16 protein-coding genes and 2 pseudogenes are annotated in these 23,423 nt (G+C 71.3%); 7 read left to right on the top strand and 11 right to left on the bottom strand.

Features of this window, described 5'->3' with window-relative positions; all coding sequences use genetic code 11:
- Positions 1 to 243: 243 nt before the first annotated feature.
- From IPL40_09315 to IPL40_09305, 3 genes are all read left to right on the top strand, one after another.
- Positions 244 to 1,548, top strand: a complete 1,305-nt coding sequence (locus tag IPL40_09315; GenBank protein MBK8481357.1) for an FHA domain-containing protein — start codon at positions 244 to 246, stop codon at positions 1,546 to 1,548.
- Between the two features lie 34 nt (positions 1,549 to 1,582).
- Complete coding sequence (locus IPL40_09310; GenBank protein ID MBK8481356.1) at positions 1,583 to 3,286, top strand: hypothetical protein; 1,704 nt, start codon at positions 1,583 to 1,585, stop codon at positions 3,284 to 3,286.
- Positions 3,287 to 3,430: 144 nt separating this feature from the next.
- Complete coding sequence (locus IPL40_09305; protein ID MBK8481355.1) at positions 3,431 to 3,919, top strand: hypothetical protein; 489 nt, start codon at positions 3,431 to 3,433, stop codon at positions 3,917 to 3,919.
- Between the two features lie 115 nt (positions 3,920 to 4,034).
- Here IPL40_09305 and IPL40_09300 read toward each other — a convergent pair whose 3' ends face one another.
- The 4 genes and pseudogenes from IPL40_09300 to IPL40_09285 form a co-directional block, all read right to left on the bottom strand.
- Positions 4,035 to 7,442 carry an efflux RND transporter permease subunit gene (locus tag IPL40_09300; GenBank protein MBK8481354.1) on the bottom strand — a complete coding sequence of 1,136 codons (3,408 nt, stop codon included), beginning with the start codon at positions 7,440 to 7,442 and terminating at the stop codon, positions 4,035 to 4,037.
- On the bottom strand, positions 7,439 to 8,563 hold the full coding sequence (locus tag IPL40_09295) for an efflux RND transporter periplasmic adaptor subunit (GenBank protein ID MBK8481353.1): 1,125 nt from the start codon (positions 8,561 to 8,563) through the stop codon (positions 7,439 to 7,441). The genes IPL40_09300 and IPL40_09295 overlap by 4 nt, the downstream gene beginning before the upstream one ends.
- A gap of 914 nt (positions 8,564 to 9,477) precedes the next feature.
- Positions 9,478 to 9,665 (bottom strand): annotated as a pseudogene (locus IPL40_09290) (hypothetical protein).
- 728 nt (positions 9,666 to 10,393) lie between these two features.
- Positions 10,394 to 11,368 (bottom strand): carbamate kinase, encoded by a 975-nt coding sequence (locus tag IPL40_09285; GenBank protein ID MBK8481352.1) that lies wholly within the window; start codon positions 11,366 to 11,368, stop codon positions 10,394 to 10,396.
- A gap of 238 nt (positions 11,369 to 11,606) precedes the next feature.
- Here IPL40_09285 and IPL40_09280 point away from each other — a divergent pair, with 238 nt between their 5' ends.
- Positions 11,607 to 12,743, top strand: coding sequence for an SPFH domain-containing protein (locus tag IPL40_09280; GenBank protein ID MBK8481351.1), 1,137 nt, complete (start codon positions 11,607 to 11,609; stop codon positions 12,741 to 12,743).
- 14 nt (positions 12,744 to 12,757) lie between these two features.
- Here IPL40_09280 and IPL40_09275 read toward each other — a convergent pair whose 3' ends face one another.
- From IPL40_09275 to IPL40_09260, 4 genes are all read right to left on the bottom strand, one after another.
- Positions 12,758 to 15,130 (bottom strand): PQQ-binding-like beta-propeller repeat protein, encoded by a 2,373-nt coding sequence (locus tag IPL40_09275; protein ID MBK8481350.1) that lies wholly within the window; start codon positions 15,128 to 15,130, stop codon positions 12,758 to 12,760.
- A gap of 85 nt (positions 15,131 to 15,215) precedes the next feature.
- Positions 15,216 to 16,166, bottom strand: coding sequence for a M48 family metallopeptidase (locus IPL40_09270; GenBank protein MBK8481349.1), 951 nt, complete (start codon positions 16,164 to 16,166; stop codon positions 15,216 to 15,218).
- The gene (locus IPL40_09265) at positions 16,163 to 16,624 is read right to left on the bottom strand and encodes a heavy metal-binding domain-containing protein (GenBank protein ID MBK8481348.1); all 462 of its coding nucleotides are present in this window, start codon (positions 16,622 to 16,624) and stop codon (positions 16,163 to 16,165) included. Before IPL40_09265 ends, IPL40_09270 begins: the two co-directional genes overlap by 4 nt.
- 3 nt (positions 16,625 to 16,627) lie before the next feature.
- On the bottom strand, positions 16,628 to 16,942 hold the full coding sequence (locus tag IPL40_09260; GenBank protein ID MBK8481347.1) for a YbjQ family protein: 315 nt from the start codon (positions 16,940 to 16,942) through the stop codon (positions 16,628 to 16,630).
- 316 nt (positions 16,943 to 17,258) lie between these two features.
- Between IPL40_09260 and IPL40_09255 the strand changes: the two genes are divergently transcribed.
- Positions 17,259 to 17,567: a hydrogenase maturation nickel metallochaperone HypA gene (locus IPL40_09255; protein MBK8481346.1), complete on the top strand. Its 309-nt coding sequence runs from the start codon at positions 17,259 to 17,261 to the stop codon at positions 17,565 to 17,567.
- A 3-nt stretch (positions 17,568 to 17,570) separates the two neighbouring features.
- Positions 17,571 to 18,236, top strand: a complete 666-nt coding sequence (gene hypB, locus IPL40_09250) for a hydrogenase nickel incorporation protein HypB (GenBank protein MBK8481345.1) — start codon at positions 17,571 to 17,573, stop codon at positions 18,234 to 18,236.
- A gap of 15 nt (positions 18,237 to 18,251) precedes the next feature.
- Here hypB and hypE read toward each other — a convergent pair.
- The 3 genes and pseudogenes from hypE to hypF form a co-directional block, all read right to left on the bottom strand.
- A pseudogene (gene hypE / locus IPL40_09245) lies at positions 18,252 to 19,272 on the bottom strand (hydrogenase expression/formation protein HypE).
- A 44-nt stretch (positions 19,273 to 19,316) separates the two neighbouring features.
- Positions 19,317 to 20,405: a hydrogenase formation protein HypD gene (hypD, locus tag IPL40_09240; protein MBK8481344.1), complete on the bottom strand. Its 1,089-nt coding sequence runs from the start codon at positions 20,403 to 20,405 to the stop codon at positions 19,317 to 19,319.
- 30 nt (positions 20,406 to 20,435) lie between these two features.
- Positions 20,436 to 22,844 carry a carbamoyltransferase HypF gene (gene hypF, locus IPL40_09235; protein ID MBK8481343.1) on the bottom strand — a complete coding sequence of 803 codons (2,409 nt, stop codon included), beginning with the start codon at positions 22,842 to 22,844 and terminating at the stop codon, positions 20,436 to 20,438.
- Between the two features lie 104 nt (positions 22,845 to 22,948).
- On the opposite strand from hypF, the gene IPL40_09230 reads away from it, so the two are divergent.
- A complete protein-coding gene (locus tag IPL40_09230; GenBank protein MBK8481342.1) occupies positions 22,949 to 23,263 on the top strand; it encodes a HypC/HybG/HupF family hydrogenase formation chaperone in 315 nt (104 codons plus the stop codon).
- Positions 23,264 to 23,423: the final 160 nt, after the last annotated feature.

The following is a 23,423-nucleotide window of genomic DNA, read 5'->3' as shown; positions in this document are numbered from 1 at the left end:
GCGAAAACGGCAAAAGCGCAGGCGAGGAACGCCCGCCGCGGGCAGCAGCGCGGCGTGGCTTGCCTGGGGCGTGCGACTGCGGCAGTCCAGTCGCTGCCAGACCCGTCGCGGCCAGTTCGGCGCCGCGCCTCATGCGTTGCTTGGTTGCGTTGACGTGGAGATGCCAAATTGCTACTTTCTTTCAGCTAATTGGCGTCACTCCTATAGCCCAGTTGCGCTGGCACGGCAAGAGAGGAAAACGGGATGCGAGGTTGTCCGAGCTGTGGGGTTGAGAATCGGTCCGACTTCCGCTTCTGTCGGGCCTGCGGCCGGGCGCTCGGGCAATCGGGCTCCGCCGCCGACCAGGCGGCGGGCGCCTCCGCGGCCCTGGCCGGCGAGGCGCTGGACGATACGGCGATCGATCGCCGCTGTGGGCAGTGCGGCGCGCTCAACGCGCCAACGATGCGCTTCTGCACGCAATGCGGCACGGGCCTTCCGGCTGCCGCGGCGCCTGCCCAGGTCGCGGCCTTTTCCGCCGCCAGCAGCCGCAGCGGCGACGCCGATGCGCCCGCGCCCGCGGCCTCGCCGCCCCTCGTTCGCGGGCCGGCCGTCAGCGAGTTCGAAGCGTCGCAGCGCACGGAGCGCGACGTCGAGGCGGTCCCGCTGGCACCGCTCAAGGCCGCGGCGGGTGAAGCGGCAGGTGAGGCGGCAGTCGAAGCGGCAGTCGAAGCGGCCAAGCAGTCGGGCGAGGCCGAGCGGTCGCTCGCCAGCGCTGCCCGGCCAAGCGCCTCGGCAATAGAGCTGGCGCGCGACGTGGCGTCGCCGGGCGTCTCGAGCGCGCTGCCGCCGACGCAGGCCGTGGGCGCCGTCGCTGCCGTCTCGGGAACGGGTGATTACCCGCAGCCGGGACTGCGCCCAGCGGTGGCTGCGCGCCTGGTCACCGTGCGACGCGACGGCAGCGATGGAGCAGCCTACGAGATCGACGAGGTCTCCTTCGACATTGGGCGCACTGCAGGACGGATGAGCTTCCCTGACGATCCCTATCTCGCGGAGCGTCACGGGCGCTTCCTGTCGCGCGGGGGCGCCTGGTTGGTGCAATGCCTGCAGCCGGCAGGTAATGGCATCTATCTGCGCGTGAGGGAGCCAGAGACGCTACAGGATGGGGATCGCATCTTGGTCGGGCGGCAGGTCTTTCGCTTCGACCGCGTCGCGGAGAGCGAGCGCAATCTCGGACCCGCGCTGCAGGATGGCGTGCTGCTCTTTGGCTCGCCGATCAATCACCCCTGGGCGCGCTTGCGTCAGCTCTCCGTCGCCGGGGTCTATCGCGATTGCCACTACCTCCACCGACCGCGGGTGGCGATCGGGCGCGAGGGGCCGGACATTTGTTTCCCTGACGACGAGTTCATGTCGCGCCGCCATGTGGCGATCGCCTTCGACGGCCAGCGCGCGGAGCTGCATGACCTGGGCAGCTCCAACGGCACCTACCTGCGCTTGCGCGGTGAGGCTGCGCTGCGCAGCGGTGATCAGCTGCGGCTCGGCGATCAGCTCTTCCGCTTCGAGCTCCTGTGACGCCGCGCCCCTACCGAGCCGGCTAGCGGCGCGCATGGCCCTTCGCGGAAACAGTCGTAGCCCACGTGAACGGCGCAAGCTGCTGTGGCGTCGCCTGCTGCGCGCGGCGCTGCTCGTCGTGGTGGCAATCGTCCTGGTGCTGACGGCGCTGCGCCGCTGGACCGAGTTCCCCGCGCCCGAGGACGAGCGCGCGCAGGCGGAGGTCGGTCGCCTGCGCAGCGAGCTCACGCCGAGCGGTGTACGCTTGCTCGTCGGTCAGGGCTGGGCCGAGCAGCGAGACGGTGTTTGGCAGCTTCATCTCGCCGGCGATCCGCAGGCGCTCGGGCGGGCCCACGGGCAGCTCGTGGCGCCGTGGCTGGGGGCGCTCGATCGCGAGCTCGCGCGTGACCGGCACGAGGCGGGGCGTGGCGCGCTTGCCCGCTGGTGGGGCGATCAGCGCTTGCGCTGGCAGCTTCGCGGGCTCGCGCATGCGGTACCCGCGGCGCAGTTGCTCGAAATGGCCGCGCTCTCGGCGCAGATCGTCGAAACGGAGCCTCTCCCCGCCACGCCCTTTCAGCGCCTCGTCTCCTATCATGCGCTTCCCGAGCTGGCGCTGCGACGCGAGCCGTCGGGCGCCGAGGCCTGGCGTTGCCTCGCGGCTGCGGGCTGGCGCGGCGGCAGCGTGGACGGGCGCGTGGTGGTCGGCTACTCGATCGACCCGGGCGTCGGTCGCGCGGCTCAGCGTCGGGTCGTGCTGGTCGTGCGGCCCCGGGCGGGCCTGCCCTTCGTGGCGCTCGGTTGGGCCGGTGCCACCGGGGTCCCGATGGGCGTCAACGCCCGCCGGCTGCTGATCGCTGGCTGCCCCGCGCGGACGGATGGCGGGCTGCAGTCGGGGATTCCCCTCTTGCCGCTGGTGCGCGAGCTGCTGGAACGCGCGGGCAGCCTGGGTGAGGCGCTGAAGCTGGTGCAGCGCACCCCACGGATGGGCGCGGGCTCGTTGCTGGTCGCCGACGGCAAGACGAATGAGGTTGCGATCCTCGAATGGTCCCCCGACCGGGTCGTGCTGCGGACGGATGCTCGCCAGCTGATCGCCATGGTCAACCATCTGCAGGACGAACGCTTCGAGGCCGATGCGAGCAATGACCGGGTCCGTCGTTATTCGACGAGCGAGGCCCGCGGCAGGCGCGTGGCTGAGCTGCTGCGGCGCGGTGCGGGGCGCTTCGATGCGGGCTTTGCGCTCCGCCTGCTGCGCGACCGAGCGGGGCCTGGTGGCGCGCCGCTGGCCCCAGGGCATCCGCAGGCCCTCGACGCGCTCGGCTTCAGCGCCGCTGGCGTGGTGGATCTGCGCGAGCTGGTGTTCTGGACTACGGGAGGACCGCTGCTGTCCGGGCCCTTTGCGGCGATCGACCTCAAGCCGATCTTCGGTCTGCCCGTGCAGGCGGGCCAACTCGCGCAGGCGTTGCCCGCCGACGCCACGCTCGGTGGCGCCGAGCTCTTGCGGTGGCGGCTGGCCCGCGAGGAGCTCGTGCGCGCCCGTGAGCTGGCGCGGGCCGGGGCTTGGGCAGCGGCGGCGGCGATGGCCGAGCGCGTCGAGCAGATCGCACCAGCGCTGCCCCAGGCGCAGATCTTGGCCGGCGACGCGCTTTGGGCGGCGGGGGCGGCCGGTGCCGCCAAGCTGCAGTACCGTGCCCTGCTCGCGAGTCACCCGCCCTTCCTCGAGGACGTCGAACGGGCGCGCGCGCGCCTCGCGGAGAACTAGCCGAGGCCAGGCGAGGTGCAAAAAGGGAGCAAGGCGGCGCGGCCGCGGCCATCTCGCTGCGTCGCGCGATCGCTAGCCGCGGCTAGACGAGAAGTGTTATGAGCGGGCGGTTGCGGCGCGGCCGCCGCTGGAGGGGGCAAGAACGTGGGCGCAGAGAGCACTCTATATACGCATCTGCTCGGCGTGCATTCCTATTGGCGCTGGGTGGTCCTGCTGACCCTGCTCGCGGCCATCGGTCGGGCGCTCGCCGCCGGCTTGGGGCGGCGTCCCTTCGGCCGGCTCGATCGAACGCTCGGGCTGGCGGCGACCATCGCGGTCGATCTCCAGCTGCTGACCGGGCTCGTGCTCTTCGCTGGTGTCAGCCCTCTGACGCGGGCCGCCTTCGCCCACTTCGCTGCGGCGATGCGGAGCCGCGCGCTGCGCTTCTGGGCCGTCGAGCACCTGACCTTGATGCTCACGGCGGTCATCGTGCTGCACGTCGGCCAGCGCCTGGCTCGCCGTGTCGCCGTCGACCAACCGGGGCGGCAGCAGCAGCGCACCTTGATCACGTTGGTCGCCGCGCTGCTGCTGATCCTCGCCGCGATACCCTGGCCCTTCCTGGTGCCTGAGGTTGCCCGCCCGCTCTGGCGCTGACGCTGGGCGCCGGGAGGCGCGGGTGGATCGCGGAAGACGCGCCGCCGAGCGCCTGGCGTGGCCTCCGCCCTGGCACCGCCGGGGTCACCCAGCCGAGCGCGCCGAATTGCTCGCGCTAGCTCGCGGTAGCGGCGGCTGCCGCCCGCCGTGGAACGCGCTGGCGGTAGGCCATGTAATAGAGCACGGGGACGGCCATCCGGCTGATCGCGAGCGAGGCGATCTCGCCGGCCATCAGGGCAATGGCCAGCCCTTGGAAGATCGGATCGAAGAGAATCACCCCGGCCCCGACCACGACCGCGAGCGCGGTCAAGAGCATCGGCCGAAAGCGGACGGCGCCTGCGTCGACGACGGCCTCCGCCAGCGGCATGCCCTCGGCCAGCCGCAGCTCGATGAAATCGACGAGGATGATCGAGTTGCGCACGACGATCCCTGCGCCCGCCATGAAGCCGATCATCGACGTAGCGCTGAAGAACGCATTCAGCGCGCCGTGGGCCGGCAGGATGCCGATCAGCGAGAAGGGAATCGCGGCCATCACGATGATCGGCGTGAGGAAGGACGCGAACCAGCCCACCATCAGCACGTAGATCAGCAGCAAGACGGCCGCGAAGGCGAGGCCCAGGTCGCGGAAGACCTCGAGCGTGATCTGCCATTCCCCATCCCACTTGAGGGAGGGGAAAGCGTCACTGACCGGCTGGCTGGCGTTGAGGACCTCGAGTCGCGCGCTCGACGCGCCGAACTGGCGCGCGTCGAGCTGCGCCAGCTCGCGGTTCATCGCGAAGATCGCGTAGACGGGGCTCTCGATGACGCCCGCGACGTCGCCGATTACGTAGCTCACCGGCATCAGGTTCTTGTGGTAGATGGACTTGTCGCTGATCGTGCGCTCGATCCGCAGCAGCTCGCGCAGCGGCACCAGCGGCGGAGCACCCGCAGCGCGACCCGGCTCCGGCAGGGCATTGCCGTCCCCCGAGCGCACGCGCAGCCCGAGCAGATCCTCGGGCAGTGAGCGCGCCCCAGGCGGGAGGCGCAGCACCAGCTCGACGTCTTCCTTCTCGCGCGGGAAGTGCACCAGGTCGACGGCCTCGCCGCCGACGGCGATACGGAGCGTCTGCGAGATCGTCGCCACGCTGATGCCGTGGAGCGCGGCCTTCTCCTTATCGACGACGAAGCGCGCCTTGGGCTGGTCAGCCTCCAGGTACCAGTCGACGTCGACGACGCCTGGCGTGCGCTGGAAGATCGCGCGCACCTCGGCGGCCAGGGCGTGGCGCTGCGCCTCGCTCGGCCCGTAGATCTCGGCGACCAGCGTCTGCAGGACGGGGGGGCCGGGTGGCACCTCGGCCACGGCCACGCGTGCGCCGTGACGCGCCGCGATGGCGGTGACCTTGGGTCGGATGCGCTTGGCGATCGCGTGGCTCTGCGCCGAGCGCTGATGCTTGTCGACGAGGTTGATCTGCACGTCGGCCACGCTGGCGCCACGTCGCATGAAGTAGTGCCGCACCAGGCCGTTGAAATTGAAGGGTGCCGCGGCCCCGACGTAGATCTGGTAGTCGCTGACCTCGGGCTCCCCGCGCACGGCGGCGGCCATCGCGCGCGCCACGCGGGCCGTATGCTCGAGCGAGCTTCCCTCGGGCATGTTGAGGATCAGCTGTAGCTCGCTCTTGTTGTCGAAGGGCAGCATCTTGACCTTGACCCAACCACTGACGACGAGACCACAGGCGAGGAGCAGCAGCGTGCTGGTGCCCAGCAGAAAGAACCAGCGCCAGCGGACGCTCGCCAGCAGAGGTGCCATCAGCCGCCGATAGACCCGGGTGAAGGCGTCCTCCTCATGATCGCCGTGACCGCCGTGGCCGCCGGTGGTGGTCTCGGCGACGGGGAGGGAGTCGCCCGCGTCAGCGGTGGACTCGCCGCCTTCGGCCGGCAGGTCGCCTGGCGCCTTGCTCGCGGTGGCGGGTAGCGCCGCGCCAACCCGCCGGCGCCCGAGGAGGCGCAGCGCGGCCCACGGCGTGACGATGAAGGCGATCGCCAGCGAGAAGAACATGGCCGCGCTGGCGCCGATCGGGATCGGCCGCATGTACGGCCCCATCAGGCCGCCGACGTAGGCCATGGGCAGGACGGCGAAGATCACGGTGAACGTGGCCAGAATCGTGGGATTGCCCACCTCGTTGACGGCCTCGACCGCGATCGTGGCGGCGCTGCGCGCGCGGTTGCCCGGGAGACGAAGGTGGCGAACGATGTTCTCGACCACGACGATCGCGTCATCGACGAGGATCCCGATCGAGAAGATCAGGGCGAAGAGCGTGATGCGGTTGAGCGTGAAGCCGTAGAGATAGAAGACGAGCAGCGTCAACGCCAGCGTCGAGGGAATCGCGACGGCGACGATCAACGACTCGCGCCAGCCCAGCGTGAAGAGGATCAGCAGCGAGACGCTGAGCACGGCGATCGCCATGTGAAAGAGGAGCTCGTTCGACTTCTCGGCGGCCGTCTTGCCATAGTGGCGCGTCGTCGTGATGCTGACGTCGGCGGGCACGATCCGGCCGCGCTGCTGCGCGATCTTGTGCAGCACGGCCTCGGCGACGGCGACGGCGTTGGCGCCCGGACGCTTCGCCACGCTCAACGTGACCGCGGGCTGCTCGTTCGCCCGCGAGGCCTTGGCGGCGCCCTCACCGTAGAACACGTACTGCGCCGGCTCCTCCGCCGCGTCCACCACCTGAGCGACCTCGCGCAGGTAGACCGGCTTGCCGGCGTTGATGCCGACGACGACGTTGCCGACCTCCTCGGCCGTGCTGAGGAAGCCGCCCGTCTCGATCACCACCTCGCGGTCGTCGGTGGTCAGGCCACCGGCACGAAACTGCCGATTGCTCTGCTGCAGCAGCGGGATCAGCCCCGCCGCGCTCAGCTCACGCGAAACCAGTCGCGCCGGGTCGAGCAGCACTCGAATCTGCCGGCGCGCGCCGCCGGTGATTGTGGTCTCGGCGACGTCAGGAACCTGCTTGATGGCGTCGTCGAGCTGCGCGGCGAGCCGTCGCAGCGCCAGGTGGTCGTGCACTGCGCTATGCAGCGTTAGCGCCAGAATCGGCACGTCGTCGATCGACCGCGGCTTGATCAAGGGCAGTGAAACGCCCTGGGGCATGCGGTCGTAGTTGGACTGCAGCTTCTGATTGAGCTTGACCAGGCTGCGCTCGACGTCCTCGCCGACCTTGAAGCGCACGATCACCAGCGCTTCGCCCGGGCGCGAGGTGGAGTAGAGGTACTCGACGCCCGGGATCTCCCAGAGCAGCTTCTCCATCGGGCGGGTGGCGCGTTCCTCGATCTCGCGCGCGCTCGTGCCGGGCATCGCCACGAGGACGTCGACCATCGGCACCTTGATCTGGGGTTCCTCCTCGCGCGCCAGCAGCACGACGGCGCCGAGCCCCAGCAGCACCGAAGTCACGACGACCAAGGGCGTCAGCTTGGAGTCGATGAAGGTGCGGGCGATCCGCCCCGCGAGGCCGAGCTCGGCGTCGCCCTGCGGCTGCACGGCGCTCATCGTTGCGCCTCGAGCGGCTGGCCGTCGACCAACATCGCCGCACCCATGACCACCACCGCCTCGCCGGCGCTCAGACCGGAGACGATCTCGATCGTCGTGGCGAAGCGCTTGCCGGTCTTGACCAGCCGCAGCTCGGCGCGCCCGTCCCGCGCGACGAAGACGATCTCGAGCTGACCGCGCTCGACGACGGCGTCAAGCGGTGCACGCAAGATGCTCGTGTGTCCGGTCGGGACGAGCGCACGGCCGAATTGGCCGCTGCGCAGGACGGGGCTCCCCGCCAGGTCGAGCTGGGCGCGGAAGGTCCGGCTGTTGGGGTCAGAGCTCGGGCCGACCTCGGTGACGGTGCCCTGCACCAGCTCGGGCAGCGTGTCGATGCGCACCGGCAGCGTGACGCCGACCCGGACGTGTTCGATCAACGCCTCGGGTACATCGATCTCCAGACGTAACGCCGAGGGATCCTCTAGCTCGATCAGCGCGCGACCGGGACTGGCGAGGTCACCAACGTCGGCCAGCTTGCGCGTGACCACGCCGGCGAAGGGCGCCGTCAAGGTGGCATAGCCGAGCATCGTGCTCACTTCGCGCAGTGACGCCTCGGCGATCCGCGCACGGGCCTGCGCGGCATCGAAGTCCTGGCGAGTGATCGCCTGCCGCGCCAGCAAGGCGCTGACGCGCACCAGGTCGGCGTTGGCCTGCTCAGCGACAGCCTTTGCCTGGGCCACGCGCGCCTGCGTCTCGCGCAGATCGAGCCGCACCAGCAGGGCACCGGCGGCGACGCGCTGGCCGAGGGCGACCGGGAGCTTGAGAATGCGCCCGCTGACCTTCGCCTCGATGCTCGCGCGTAGCTTGGCGCGCACGGTGCCCATCACCTCTTCGCGGCCCTCATGGGACTGAGCCAGCACGCGCTGCGTGCGCACCCGAGCCACCGCGAGGGCCGGGGCCGCGGGCGGCGCGGGCGGCGCGCTGTGGCATCCGGCGGTGTGGCCCGCGAGCGTCAGCGCGAGGGCGAGAGGCGCCAGGCCGGTATGGCGCCGCGACGATTCGCTGCGCGCGGCGGGGCCTGCGGAGGGCTGGTGACTCGTGGCGCCCGTCGCGTTGCGCGGATTGGGCCTGAAGGTGCTCATCGTGTGGTCCTGGGGCAGCGCGCTCCGCACGTCGCCGAGCCCCGTGCCCGCGCCGCCGTCTCGCGTTCTCTTGGCTCCGTGCGCGGCACCGAAGCGATCCGTCGGCGACGACGGTCGCGCTCCGCGCGCAGGCCCGCTTCTACCCCGCGGAAGGCCGGCGAACAAGCAAGGGGCAACAGCGAGGGGCGGCGGCGGAGAGGAGGGGCGAAGGGCCGCCGCGGCGAGTGAGCGCGGCGCGTTCAGGCGTGAGCGCCGCGGAGGCAGACCGGCGTGACTGCTGACTAGGAGGTGGGGATCAGCGTCAGCGCGAGCGTCAGGCTCTTCATCGCCTTGCCGCAGGGGGTAATCGTGACCTGTCCGGCGTTCAGCTCGGCGCGGGTGATCAGCTGGTTGCAGCTGCCATAATGGCCGTCACCGAAGGTCAGGAAGCTGTCGGCCTCGCTGACCTCGAGGCGCAGCCAGCGGTTGAGGAGCTGATCCTCGGTCGCCTCGAAGACGACCTCGTGCCACTCTGGATCCTCGTTGCTGTCCTCGTCCGTTTCGCCGCTGAGCACCGGCTCGCTGTTGACGCCGAAGAGGGTCGCGGTCACGTACCAGTCGGGGTCGCCGAAGAGGCCGTCCACCAGGTACTCGATCGGGTTGTAGCGCGCATCGTTGCCGTAGTTGCGGCTCGACCGCCCGCTGACCACGATCACCTGGTAGCGCCGGACCTCGCAGCTGCCGCGTGAGGGCGTGCACTGCTGCGTCAGCGAGCAGGTGCTGCAGCTTCCGCCGCTCAGGCCGCAATGCTCGGCGCTGGGCGTATGGCAGGCGCCCAGAGCGTCGCAGCAACCGCTGCAATTGGAGGCGTCGCAGACCGGGATCGGGACCGTCGCGGGCGTCGCACCGCCCGGGTTGCTCGGAACAGCCGGGTCGCCGCCGGGGCCGCCGGTATCGCCGGGGCCGCCGGGGCCGCCGGTATCGCCGGGGCCGCCGGGGCCGCCGGGGCCGCCGTTGTCGATCGGCGCATCCCAGCAGTTCTCGGCCCACGGCGTCGCCGCACAGGGATTCGCGGTGGGTCCGCCAGCGCCGGGATTGCCGCCGCCAGAGGAGGGCTTGCAAAGCGCCTCGTCGTCGACCTCTCCGTTGCAGTCATTGTCTATCCCGTCGCCGCAGACATCCGGGAGGGGGGTGGCCTCGTCGCTGCAGTGACCCCAGGTCTTGAACTCCTGGTCGCCCAGGCAGCGCTGCGTGCCGACGTGGCAGATGCCCTGGCCGTGCGAGGCAGCCGAGCCCGTGTAGCACTCCTGCACGCCCCCGTTGACGGCGGGGTCGCAGGGACAGTTCTCGTCGACCTGGCCGTCGTGGTCGTCGTCGAGCTGGTTGTTGCACTCCTCCGGCCTCACCGGATCGTCGTTGGTGAGGGGAAGGTTCGCGACCTCGTTGGTGGGGCTCACCGGGTCGAAGCTCGGGTCGAAGAGCTCCGGGTTGTCGCCGTCGGTGGAGTCGGTGCTCCCGACCGTGCCGGCCCCGCAGCCGATAAGGAGCGTCGCGGCCAGTCCGAAGGTGAGTGTGTACGTCTTGAACATCGGAAACCCCTCGATGAAGAACCTTGCTCGCTTCTCAAGCAACGAGCGTGCCGAGCGCCGATGGCCTGCGCTGCCCATCAGCGGCGAGGGTGGATCCAGCGATCACTGGCAGTTACGGATCCTGGTCTGCGCGCGGCATTGGTGGTGGCGTGTCGCCTGGCCTGGTCGTGGGGTCGCTAAACCGTAGCCCCGGTGTCAGTCGGCCCGAGGGTGGAGGCCCCAGCCGAGGGCTCCGCTCCGGGCCGCTGGCGCGGGTTGCGCCCTAGAGCCGCCCGACGAAGTGCGTGCCGCCGCGCCCCTCCAGGGCTGCGGCGAGGTCGGCGGGCGCGGTGATCAAGCCACGTCGTCCGCCCTTGCGCAGAAAAGCGTCGATCGCCTCGACCTTCGGCCCCATGCTGCCCGGCGCGAAGTGGCCTTCCGCGATCAGTCGCTCGGCCTCTTGCATGGTCACGGCATCCAGGCCTCGCTGGCTGGGCCTGCGGTAGTCGACGTAGACCTGCGGCACATCGGTCAGGACGATCAGCAGGTCCGCGCCGATCGCGGCGGCCAGGACGCTCGACGTCCGATCCTTGTCGATCACCGCCTCGACGCCGCGCAGTTGGCCCTCCGCCGACCGCACGACCGGAATGCCGCCACCCCCGGCCGCGATCACGATGTGGCCCTGCAGCGCGGCATCGCGAATCATGCGCCACTGGACGACCTGGCGCGGTTGCGGCGACGGCACATGGCGCCGCCAACCCCGACCGGCGTCCTCGGCGACGTGCCAACCCAGCCGATCGCGCGCGCTCTCGGCCTCCGCTGCCGACATGAACGCTCCGACGGGCTTGGTCGGCGCGGCGAAGGCCGGGTCGTCCTCGTCGACCAGCACTTGGGTGATCATCGTGACGACGAAGCGCTGCGCGTGCCGCGCCTGGAGCTGATTGAGCAGCGCCTGTTGCAGCACGTAGCCGAGCCAGCCCTCCGTGTCGGCGACGAGCACGTCGAGCGGCATCGCCGGCACCTGGTCGCGCGTCAGATCGGTCTGCAGCAGCAGCTGCCCGACCTGCGGCCCGTTGCCGTGGGTGAGGACGAGATCGTAGTTGCGCTCGACGAGGTTGAGCAGCACCGCCGAGATCTCGGCGGCACAACGCTCGTGGATCGCAATCGATGCGCTCTCGCCCTGGCGCACGAACGCATGCCCGCCGAGCGCCACCACCGCCAGCGGCCGCTCCGGGCCGCGACCTTGTCCGCTGCGCATGGGCTTCAGTCTACCCGATTCGCGACCGGGGGGCCCTTCGCCGCTCAGGGGGGACGCGGCGGCTCACGGGCCGGGTGCGGCGACTTGCTGCCTGGCAATTGACCGCGTCGAGTGCCTCCGCAACAATGATGCGGCCCAAATGATGCCGCCCACGCAGTCGCGGCTCGCGCGCTCGCGCGGGCCGCGGAAAGCCCGGTCGCCGCAACCCGCGGCGGCCGCCACGTGAAGGGAGCGCCGCATGCTGGTCGAAGTCGTTCAGAGCTTGGACAACACGGGCGAGCTGATCGTCAGCCGTTTCCCCGAGGATGGTCAGGCCGACCTGAAGCTCGGCGCCCAGCTGATTGTGCGGCAGACGCAGACTGCGGTCTTCTTCCGCGGCGGCAAAGCCCTCGATACCTTTGGTCCCGGGCGTCATACGCTGGTCAGCGGAAACCTGCCGCTGCTCGGCGAGGTGCTCAACTGGGCCGTCTTCCGCGGCGACAGTCCCTTCAACGCCGAGGTGATCTTCACCAACCACAAGGTCTTCACCAATCAGAAGTGGGGCACCAAGGAGCCCGTGCTCTTTCGCGATCGCGAGCTCTCGATGGTGCGGCTGCGGGCCTTTGGCATCCATTCGTTCCGCGTCGAGGACGCGCACCGCTTCGTCGACACGATTGTGGGCACGCAGGGCATCGTCACCACGCCGCAGATCGCCGACTTCTTGCGCAATATCATCATCGGCCGACTGACCGACTTCCTCGGTGAGACGCTCAAGACGATCTTCGACCTGCCGAGCAGCTACGATGAGATCGGCACGGCGATGAAGGCGCGCATCCGCGATGACTTCGGCAAGTACGGCCTTTGCGTCGAGGATTTCATCATCTCGGCGATCACGCCGCCCGAGGAGGTGCAGAAGCGCATCGACGAGCGCTCGGGGATGGCCCTCTTCGGCAATCTCGACCACTACATGAAGTACAAGACGGCTCAGGCCTTACAGGATGCCGCGCAACAGCCCGGAGGCGCCGCTGGCGCCGGCGTCGGCGCTGGGCTTGGGCTCGGCGTTGGGTTGGGCATGCTCGGCGGCTTGCAGCAGGCGCTGCAGCCGGCGGGTGGCGGCGCCCAACCCGCTGCGCCCGCAGCGGCGGCGCCCTCCGGTCCGCGCTGCGAGCAATGCCAGACCGCCAACCCGCCGGGCGCGAAGTTCTGCAGCGCCTGCGGCACTCCCTTTCGCAGCGCGCAGGCCTGTCCTCAGTGTCGGGAGCTAGTCGCCGCGGGGGCGAAGTTCTGCAGCGGCTGCGGCGCGGCGCAGGTCGTGACCCCGGTGGCTTGCCCGCAATGCCAGACGCCCGTGGCCCCTGGCGCGAAGTTCTGCGCCGACTGCGGGCACCGCTTCTAGTGGGGCGCTAGGGCCTAGGGCGCGAAGGGCACGTCGAAGCGGAAGATCCGTCCGTCGGTCGTGCTGACATAGAGTCGCTGGGCGTGAACCGGGCTGCCCACGGCCGCGCTGCCGTCGCCCACGACCCGGCTGCCCTGCGCGGCGCCGTCGGCCAGGTTGAACTGGTAGAGGCGGCCGTCACTCGAGCCGACGTAGACGCGATTGGTCGGCTCCGGCAGCACCAGGGGGGCGCTCGCGCCGGCGATCGGTGCTGCGCTCTTCCATTGCAGGCCCCCGTTGCCGTCGAGCATCCGCAGGAAGCCGTCCGCGGTGGCAAAGACGACGCGGCCGGCGGAGGGTCCGCTGAAGATCGGTGAGGGACCGCCGACCACGCTGCTGCCCGCGGCACAGCTCGCGGCCCGGGCGTCGCTCGCCGTGCAGAAGGCCTCTTCGGCCCCCGAGGCATCCGCGCAGGTGGTGCCGCTCGCCGCCCAGCAGCTGGCACCGTCACTGGCGCGGACGCGCCAGAATCGCCCATCGGCGCTGCCGAAGTAAAAGCTGACGCGCGGCGCACTGGCCTCGCCGAAGGCTGGCGAACCGCTGCTCGGACCCAGATCCCTGCTCCAGAGCACGCTGCCGCCCGCGCTCTCACCGGCGTCGATGGCCCAGAGCGTGGCGCCGCCAGCGCGGCGTGTGCTGCCGAGGTAGAGCGGCCGTGCGGCAGCGTCATGAATCGGGCCGGCGTCGGTGGCGCCGACCGCGAGCGTGCCCGTGGCCCCATCGCAGTCGCCGTTGAAGACCCAGCGGCAGACCCCCGTCTTGGCGTCGAAGGCAAAGAGGCGGCTGGCCGCCGAGGCGGCGCCGCGGGCCGCAAAGAAGGCCAGGTTGCGCGAAGGCGACACCACGGGGGAGGCCGCCAGCGCCTCACCCAGGGGTTGCAGTCCCGTGCTGCTGGCATCGCCGTCGGTGCGCCAGCGAAGCGCGCCATCCGCCGCGTTGACCGCGTAGCCAAAGCCGCCCTTGGTGCCGACGAAGATCGTCGCCCCGGTCTCGCCCTCGAGCCCGCCGACGGGCGCGCGGTTGCCGACAGCGCCGTCGAGGGCGACCGGCCGGTAGAGCGGAATGCGCTCGAAGTCGCGGAGGGCGAAGAGCAGGCCCGCGCTGGTGCCGGCGAAGATCACCCGGTCGGCCGGCGTCGCACCCGGCAGGATCGAGATCCGCGGCTGACCGGCCAGCTCGGTGTCATAGAGCACCGTCTCGTCCCAGGCTGGTTGGCGCTTGGCGATCACGCCGCCGCGACCCACCGCGTAGCCATGAACCCAGTGCGCGGGGAAGGAGAGTCCGCGCAGCGCCGGGTTGCCCCGGACGTTTTCGCGGCGCCAGCTCGCCCCGCCGTCACGCGTGCGCAGCACGATCCCCGTGTCGCCGACCACGCAGCCGTGGAGGGCATCGACAGGGAAGGCGACCGCCCGGAGGTCCGGCGCACCGTCGATGATCAGCCGCTGCCAGCTGAGCCCGGCGTCCGCGCTCTTGATCAGGGCGCCGTCGGCCCCGACCGCGTAGGCCGTGCTCGTGCCCGGCCCAAAGGCGACCGCGCGCAGGTCAGTGGCGACGGCGGCGGTGATCACCGGTGTCCAGCTGTTGCCGCCGTCGCTGCTGCGGACGATCAGCCCACCGTCGCCGACGGCAAGCGCATGCTGCGCATCGGCGAAGGCCACCGAGCGGAGCGTGGCGCCGGCGCTGTTGCTCGCGCTGCCCCAGCTCGCCCCGCCGTCGCTGGTGCGCAGGATGGCTCCCCCATCGCCGACGGCCAGGCCGTGCAGCGCATCGACGAAGGCCACGCCGCGCAGCGCGCCCGTGAAGCCAGCGGCGCTCGTGGTCCAGCTCGCTCCGCCGTCGACAGTGCGCAGGATCGTGCCGCTGTCGCCGACGACCACGCCCTGCAGCGCGTCGACGAAGTGCATCGCGCGCAGGGTCGCCTCGACGGCGGGCGTCGTCGGGGCCACGCTGGTCCAGAGCAGGCCGCCGTTGCTGGTGGCGAGCAGCGTGCCCGCGGCGCCGGCGGCATAGCCGCGCAGCGAGTTGACCGGAAAGAAGACGGTCTCGAGATCGCTGGCTGCCGGTGCGCTCTGGCTCGTCCACAGGCCGCAGGCCCCGCAATCGCGCTCGCAGCTGTTGCAGTCCTCGCCGGCGCTGCAGAGCCCGTCGCCGCAGCCAAGCACCGCGGCGTCCGTGCTCACCCCGCGATCGGCGGCGCCATCCCGCAGCGGTGGGGCACTGTCCGTCCGGACGCCTTGGGCATCGAGGCGAGCGGCGTCGAGGCCGCCGTCGCGCTGGGAGGAAGCGCTATCGCTGCAGCCCGCTGCCAGGCCCGTGATGACGATGATCCAGAAGCCTCGCTGCGCCATGCTGCCCCCCCTTTGCGCGGTACCACCTTGGCGCGGTATCAACACCGCGACTGGCCCCCCTCATACCACCCTGTCATGGGGCGAGCTAGCGAGCTCCTTGGCGAGTTCCTGGGCGTTGCCCTGGTCCTGCCTGCGCCCCTCCACTCCCCTCAGGCCGAGGCGCCGCGTCCTTCTGCCCCTGCGGGGGCGATGATCGCGGCTTTTCGACCAGCGGAGGGCAGCCGCTCTCGACCTTGGCCCAGGGCTGTCGTGGCCCTTCGCGCCAGCCGCGCTGCTGCACCAGCGCCCTCAGCCGCGCCAGCCGCTGCGTTGCCGCGGGGTGCGTCGAGAACCAACCGAGGAGCGCCGCTTCCGGCCGTTCGCGGGCCATCCGCAGGAAGAAATCGGCGAGCCCGCCCACGTGGCCGTAGACCTTGGCCAAGAGCTCGGCGCCAAAGCGGTCAGCGGCCACCTCCTGCTCCTGGCTGTAGCGCATCGCCACCAGCCGGCCCGTGCCGTTGATTAGGGCCGAAGCGTAGTGGGTGCCGAGGTGCAGCAGCGCCATCACGCTGACCCAGACCAGGCCGCGACCGAGCCCCCGCAGGTGGTGCCGCAGGTGAAAATGACCGAGCTCGTGCGCGAGGATCAGCGCCAGCTCGTTCTCTGAGCGCACACGATCGAGCAGGCCTTGTAGCAGCACGATATGCCCGCCGGGCAGGGCCAGGGCGTTGATCGCTGGGTCGCAGGCGATCTGCACCCGGATCGGATAGGGCAGCGGCGGGGCCTTCTCTACCAGCCGGTCGAGGAGCTGCTGCGGGGCGCGCCGAGCGCGGCGCTTGGGCGCGAGCGCCTCGGTCGCCGGGAGGAGCAGCCGTGCAAGTCGGGCCTCGGTTTGCGGGGAGATGCGGGCCACGAGCGCGTCCGCGACCAGGCCAAGCGCGAAATAGACGAGCACGACGGCTGCGACGACCCCGGCGAGGAGGTACCCGAGCTCGACGAGAGGGCTTTGCGCGCTGGCGTTGATCCCCTCGGGGGGCAGGCGATTCGTGAGCTTCAAGCGAGTGCGAGGGCCGTGCCGTAGGCGAGGACCTCGATCGAGGCGACGCGGCTGGAGCGACCGTCCGCCTTCATCCCACTGATCGACGAGGTCTCGAGCCGCACGTTGACCACGACGACCTTGCTACCCAGCACGGCCGCCTCCTCCTTCATCCGCAGCAGCGCCTCACGGCGCGCGCGATCGAGCAGGTGCTCATAGGCCGAGACGCGCCCGCCCACCAGGTTGCGCAGGCTGGCCGCCACGCTCTTGAAGTAGTCGACCGAGATCACGCAGACCCCGGTGACCAAGGTTGCCTGGGTCACCTGCCAGTCTGGATCGATCGCCTTGCCGGTCAGCAGCGAGAGCGAGAGCGAGGCCGCCTCACGCGCGCGAATGCTGCGATAGTGGCTGCGTTCGTAGTATCCGCCGATGAAGTACCCGCAGCCCAACAACCCGGCGAAGACGATGAGATCGAACATGGCCTACTCGACGCGCACGGCGGTGCCGTAGGCATAGAGCTCGGCGGCTCCGGCCGCGACAGCGGAGGTCGAGAAGCGCACGTTGACGATCGCGTTCGCTCCCAACGCCCTGGCCTGCTGGGTCATCCGCTCGATGGCCTCCCCGCGGGCCTCGTTCAGGAGCTCGGTGTAGCCCTTGAGCTCGCCACCGAAGATGTTCTTCAGCCCGGCCATCAGGTCGCGCCCGACGTGCTTCGAGCGCACGGTGCTGCCGGAGACCAGCCCCATGTGCTCGACCACCTGGAAGCCGGGCACGTTTTCGATGTTGGTCAGAATCATGGGACCCCTCTGCTTCGAGACGCCATTGTCGTCTGGTCGTGCGACGGTGTCCACGCACATCTGGGCGCACATCTGGGCGCGGCCCAGACGGCGCCTGATCGGCGGCGCAGGTTCTCTCCGACCGGGCCTCGTTCGCCCAGCGCCCAGCGGTCGGCGCTGAGCGCGGCGGCGGCGGCGGCGCGCCCACGTGCAAGGCGATGGGCGCGCGGGGGCGGAAAGGGTACATTGCCGGCGGTCCAGGTTACCGCTCGGCGCAGCGGGTGGCCTGCGTGAGTCCCTCGTGCATGAGCTGACTGTTGCCTATGAATTGCTGGCGTTGATTGCGCGAGTCGCTCGCGAGCAGGGTGCCGCCCGCGTGAACTCGGCGACAGTCGCCATCGGCGAGCTCTCGACCGTTGCGCCCGCGGCGCTCGAGTTCGCCTTCGAGGCGCTGCGGGCGGGCACCGTCGCCGCGGACTGCCGGATCGTGGTGCAGTCCGTGCCGCTGGTGCTGTGTTGTCCACGCTGCGAACTGGAGCGCCCGGGCCGCCGCGAGCGACCCGGCTGTCCACGCTGCGGGGCGGAGTCAGCGGCTGTCGTGGCTGGACGTGAGCTGCGCCTCTTGGCCATCGACGTGGAGGACTAGGCCATGCACGAGATCGCCGTCGGGGCCGGAATCTTGGCCCACAATGACACGCTGGCGCAGCAGAACCGGAAGCACTTCCGCGAGCACGGCGTCTATGTGCTGAACCTGATGAGCGCCCCGGGGGCCGGCAAGACGACCCTGCTCGAGCGGACGGTCGTCGCGTTGGCGGCGCGCTATCGCCTGGCCGTGATCGAGGGCGACGTGCAGACGCGCCTCGATGCCGATCGCATCGCGCGTCATGGCGTCCCGGCAGTGCAGATCAATACCGGCGCCGCTTGTCATCTCGATGCCCGCATGATCCAGCAGGCGCTGCAGGTCTTCGACCTCGATGCCCTCGATCTCCTGCTGATCGAGAACGTCGGCAATCTCGTCTGCCCGGCGGAGTTCGACCTCGGCGAGCAGGAGAAGGTGATGCTCCTCTCGGTCGCCGAGGGGGACGACAAGCCGCTCAAGTACCCCGTGATGTTCCATGCCGCGCGGGCGTTGCTAATTAATAAGGTCGACCTGCTGCCCTATGTCGACTTCGATCCGGCGCGCGCCGAGCGCGATGCCCGGGCGCTCAATCTCGACCTCGAGGTCTTGCGGCTGTCGGCGCGCACGGGGGAGGGGCTGGAGGCCTGGTACGCCTGGCTCGCCGGACGCATCGAAGGCCAGCGGGCGCGGGGCTGACCGGCGCGGGCGGCCTCAGCAGATCCGCGGCAGTTGCTCGCCGCTGAGCAGGTCGACGACGCGCGAGCCGCCGATCGTGGTGCGCAGGACGACGCGGCCCGCATGCTCTGCGGTCACCGTGCCGATCGCGACAGCGTCGCAACCCAGAGGGTCGGCGCGCAGCGCGGCCAAGAGCGCCTCCGCCGCGTCCGCGGCGACGATAGCGAGAAAGACGCCCTCGTTGGCGACGTAGAGCGGATCGAGGCCGAGCAGCTCGCAGGCGTTGCGCGCGCCCTCTGGCACGGGGATCGCCGCCTCCTCGAGGCGCAGCCCCACGCCCGCCGCCGCCGCGATCTCGTTGAGGGCGCTGGCCACGCCGCCGCGCGTCGGATCCCGCAAGACGTGGACGGCCTGCGGGGCGACCTCGAGCAGACGGCCGACCGGGCGGTGGAGCGCGGCGCTGTCGCTCTCGAGGGTGCTCTCGAAGCCGAGGCTCGCGTTGCGCCATGATCGCCATGCCGTGGACGGCGATCGGCCCGCTCAGCAGGACGACGTCGCCGGGCCGCGCGCGCTGGGGCGCGATCTCGACCCCGGGGCGCACGAGGCCGATGCCGCTGGTGTTGATGAAGACGCCGTCGGCCTGACCCCGACCGACGACTTTGGTGTCGCCGGTGACGATGCTGACGGGGACCGCGCTCGCGGCCTGCTGCAGCGAGCCGACGATGCGCCGCAGCGTCGCGAGCGGCAGACCCTCCTCGAGGATCAAGGCCAGCGAGAGGCAGAGGGGCGTCGCGCCGCACATCGCCAGGTCGTTGACCGTGCCATGGATGGCCAGCGAACCGATGTCGCCGCCGGGAAAGAAGAGCGGGCTAACCACGAAGGAGTCGGTGGTGAAGGCCAGGCGCCCGCTCGGCACCGCGAGCACCGCGCCATCGTGGAGGCGCCGCAGCTCGGGATTGTCGAAGGTCGGTAGCAGCAGCTCTGCGAGCAAGCGCTGGCTCAGGCGCCCGCCGCCGCCGTGGGCGAGGAGCAGCGTGTCGTCGCCGTCGATCGGCAGCGGGCAGCCAGGATGCGTGCTCGGGGCGGAACCCGCGGTGTCGCTCACGTGATGCTCCGGTAGCGATAGTAGGCGGCGCAGGCGCCTTCCGACGAGACCATTGGCGCGCCGAGCGGATGGTCGGGCGTGCAGTGCGCGCCGAAGGCGGGGCAGGAGGGCGGCTTGCGCAGGCCGCGCAGAACCTCCCCGGCCAGGCACGCCGTGCTCTCCGCTGCCGCGGGCTGGGTCAGGGGAAAGCGCGCGGCGGCATCGTAATCGCGCCAGGCGTCGCGCAGGCGTAGGCCGCTGGCAGGCAAGGTCCCGAGGCCGCGCCACGGCCGGTCGCAGCGCTCGAAGACGCGCTCGAGGAGCTGCTGCGCCGCTCGATTGCCCTCTCTGCGGACCGCGCGCCGGTACTGGTTCCAGACCCCGGCGCGCCCCGCTGCCAGCGCCGTCACGGCGCGGTAGATGCCCTGCAGCAGGTCGAGGGGCTCGAAGCCGGTGACGACGATGGGGACCTGGTGGCGTGCTGCGATGGGCTCGTATTGCCAGTAGCCCATCACCGCGCAGACATGCCCCGCGGCGAGGAAGCCCTCGACGCGATGGTCGCCCTCGCTGAGGATCGCCTCGATCGCGGGCGGAACCAGCACGTGGGCGCTGAGCAGCGAGAAGTTCCGCAGCCCCGCGGCGTGCGCCTGCAGTAGGGCGAGGGCGTTGGCGGGCGCGGTGGTTTCGAAGCCGACGCCGAAGAAGACCACCTCGCGCGCCGGATGCTGCTGTGCCAGGCGCAGAGCGTCGAGCGGCGAGTAAACGACGCGCACGTCGGCCCCGCGCGCCTTCAGGGCGCGCAGATCGTCGCGGCTCCCGGGCACGCGCAGCATGTCGCCGAAGGAGGTGAAGATCACGCCTGGCTGCGCGGCGATCGCCAACGCATGGTCGATCAGCGCGATCGGCGTGACGCAGACCGGGCAGCCGGGACCGTGGACCAGGGTCAAGGCCTCCGGCAGGAGGCCGTCGAGGCCGCACCTCAAGAAGGTATTCGTCTGGCCGCCGCAGACCTCCATCAAGGTCAACGGGCGCGTGATTGCGGCGCCGATCGCCGCCAGCCACGGCGCGACCTGCTCGCTGCGACGATACTCGTCAAGGTAGCGCACGCTCGAATCCTCGCGCGCGGCAGCGTAGCATCAGTGCGCGCCCGCGGCGCAGGGGCGCGCGTCGAGCGGGTCGGGTTGCTCCAGCCGAGCCGCAGCGACGAGGAGCTGGCCGACGCTAAGCCCGCCGTCATTGGGCGGTAGCTGCCGATGCAGCAGCACCTCGAAGCCCGCCGCGCCCAGCGCGCGCGTCGTGCGCTCGACGAGCGCTGTGTTCTGAAAACAGCCACCGCTGAGCGCCACGCGCGCTTGCCCGCTGCGCTCCGCGACCGCGACGATCGCCGCGGCCAGGGTTTGGTGAAAGCGAGCCGCCAGCCGCGGCAGCGGCAGGCCGCGGCGCAGGTCCGCGAGGAGCCCCTCGAGCAGGGGCTGCCAATCGAGCAGCAGCGGGCTCGCGGCGCTCGGGCCCGCGCGAAGCGGCAGCGGGTAGCACCCTGCCTCCCGCGGATCGGCCAGCGCCTCGAGCGCGATCGCCCCCTGGGCCTCGTAGCTGACGCGCCCGGGTCGCCCGAGCAGCGCTGCCACGCCGTCGAAGAGGCGACCGGCGCTGCTGGTCAGGGGCGTGTTGATCCCGCGCTCCAGCATCTGCAGCAGCACGCGGGCCTCGACCGCGCTGGCGTCGCGCAGCCCGGGCAGGTCGCCGGCCGCGGCCAGCGCGGCAGACCCACCGGCCGTCCACAGCAGGGCACGCGCCACGCGCCAAGGCTCGCGGATGCTGGCCTCGCCGCCGGGCAGCGGAAAGTGGCGCAAATGGGCGAAGCGACGATAGCCGCGGGCGTCGCCCAACAGAAACTCGCCGCCCCAGATCGTGCCGTCGGTGCCGTAGCCGCTGCCATCGAAGATGACCCCCAGGGCGGGCCCCTCTGCCGCGTTGTCGGCCAGGCAGGCCGCCAGGTGGGCGTGGTGATGCTGGACGCCGATCAGCGGCAGCCCGGCGAGCCGCGCCGTCTCCGTCCTCGCCTGCGCTTGCTCCCCCGCCGCGACGCGGTGGGCCCACTGGGTCGAGACGTAGTCCGGATGCAAATCGTGGGCGATGGCGCGGGGACAGGTCTCGTAGAGGCGCATCAGGTCGGTGGCCGCGCGCAGGAAGGCGCCTTGGCTCTCGAGCGTGCCCAGGTCGCCGAGGTGCTGGCTGATCAAGAGCTGTGCGCCGGCGCTCAGCGCCACGGTGCTCTTGAGCTGGCCACCGACGGCGAGCAGCGCGGGCAGCGCGCGCGAGTGGCGCAGGGGCAGGGGCGCAAAGCCTCGCGCGCGGCGCAGGAGCCGCGGGGTGTCGCCCGTCAGCCAGACCACGCTGTCGTCGACGGGTCGCGCGACCGGGCGGTCGTGGACGAGAAACACGTCGGCGAGGTCGCCGAGCCGGGCCAGCGCCTCGCGTTCGTCGATGCAGAGCGGTTCCTGGCTCCGATTGCCGCTGGTCGCGACCACGGGGCCCGGCAGCGCGGCGAGCAGCAGCGCATGCAGCGGCGTCGTGGGCAGGAGCAGGCCGAGACGATGGCTCTCCGGCGCGACCGCCGCGGCGAGTGGCGCAGCGGGTCGTCGGGGCAGCAGGACGATCGGTCCGGCGGCCGAGGCGAGCACCTCGGCCGCCGCCGCCGAGAGCGACACCAGGGACGCGGCCGCCTGGAGGTCGCGCACCATCACCGCGAAGGGCTGGTGCGGGCGCCGCTTGCGTCGGCGAAGGGTCTGCACGGCCTGCTCGTCGGTGGCGCTGACCAGCAGCTGAAAGCCGCCCAGCCCCTTCAACGCGAGGACCGCGCCGGCGAGGAGGGCCGCGGCGGCCGAGCGCAGCGCGGCCGGGCCGAGCGCCAGCGCGCGGCCGTCGGGCGCCCAGAGCGCCAAACGAGGACCGCAGCGCGCGCAGGCGTTGGGTTGGGCGTGAAAGCGCCGATCGCCCGGAGCGTCGTACTCGCCCTGACAGGCCGCGCACATGGCGAAGCGAGCCATCGTCGTCTTGCCGCGATCGTAGGGCAGCGCCGCGATAATGCTGAAGCGCGGTCCGCAGTCGGTGCAGTTGGTGAAAGGGTAGCCACAGCGACGATCGCCCGCCGTCATGATCTCCGCGCGGCAGGCGCCGCAGAGCACGAGGTCGGGCACGATCAGCGCCGTCTTGAGCGTGGTCGCCGGGTCGCTGTTCCGGATCGTGAAGGCCGTGTCGCCCTCAACGCTGAGCCAGCGCTGCGCTTGGGCCACCACCCGCGCCTGGCGCGGCGCCTCGCGCAGCAGGCGGTCGGCGAAGCGCTGCAGCGCGCGGGCCTCGCCCTCGACCTCGATCTGCAGGCCCGCGCTGTCGTTGCGGACCCATCCGCTGAGGCCGAGCTCGGTGGCCAGACGAAAGACGAAGGGGCGATACCCGACGCCCTGCACGACCCCCTGCAGCTCGAGGCCGAGGCGGCGCCGCGCTGCGTCTCCAGCGGCTGAGGTCTCCGTCCGGCTGCCCATCGTCGCGGCGCTACCCCGAGGCTTCGGCGGGTTGTTGCCCGACCCGAGGGTCGCTAGAGTAGCACTCGTTGAGCGGGCGCTCGTCGCCGTCAGGAGTCAGGTCCGTGTGTCTCGCCGTTCCAGGACGCATCCTTAGCCTCAGCGGGAGCGAGCTGGCGCGCGCGGCGCGGGTCGATTTTGGCGGTGCAGTGCGTGAGGTCAGCCTCGCCTTCGTGCCCGAGGCGCAGCTCGGCGACTACGTCGTCGTGCATGTCGGGGTCGCCATCAGCCGCCTGGACGAGGAGGAGGCAGCGGCGACGCTGCAACTCCTCGGGCAGCTCGGCGAGGAGGCGGGCGCGGACACTGCCGCCGAGCGCGCCGAGGGCGCCGACAGCGCAGCGGCAGCCCGCCCGCCCGCCGCTGCCCGCACGCGCGGCTGAGCCCAAGACGCGCGGCCGGGCCGCCGCGGGGGCCGCGCCCCTTTGACGTCCGAGGATCTTGGTGCGGGCCTGGTGCGGGCCTTTACACGACCGAGGGTGCGACGTAGGCTGCCCGCCGCCATTGCCTCCCAGCGGGTTGCCTGTGCTCGGCGCGCCGCGC

The organism is Pseudomonadota bacterium, from assembly GCA_016711215.1.
Classification (GTDB): Bacteria; Myxococcota_A; Polyangia.
The sequence above is the reverse complement of the archived record's forward strand: the minus strand, read 5'-3'. Positions and strand labels throughout refer to the sequence as shown.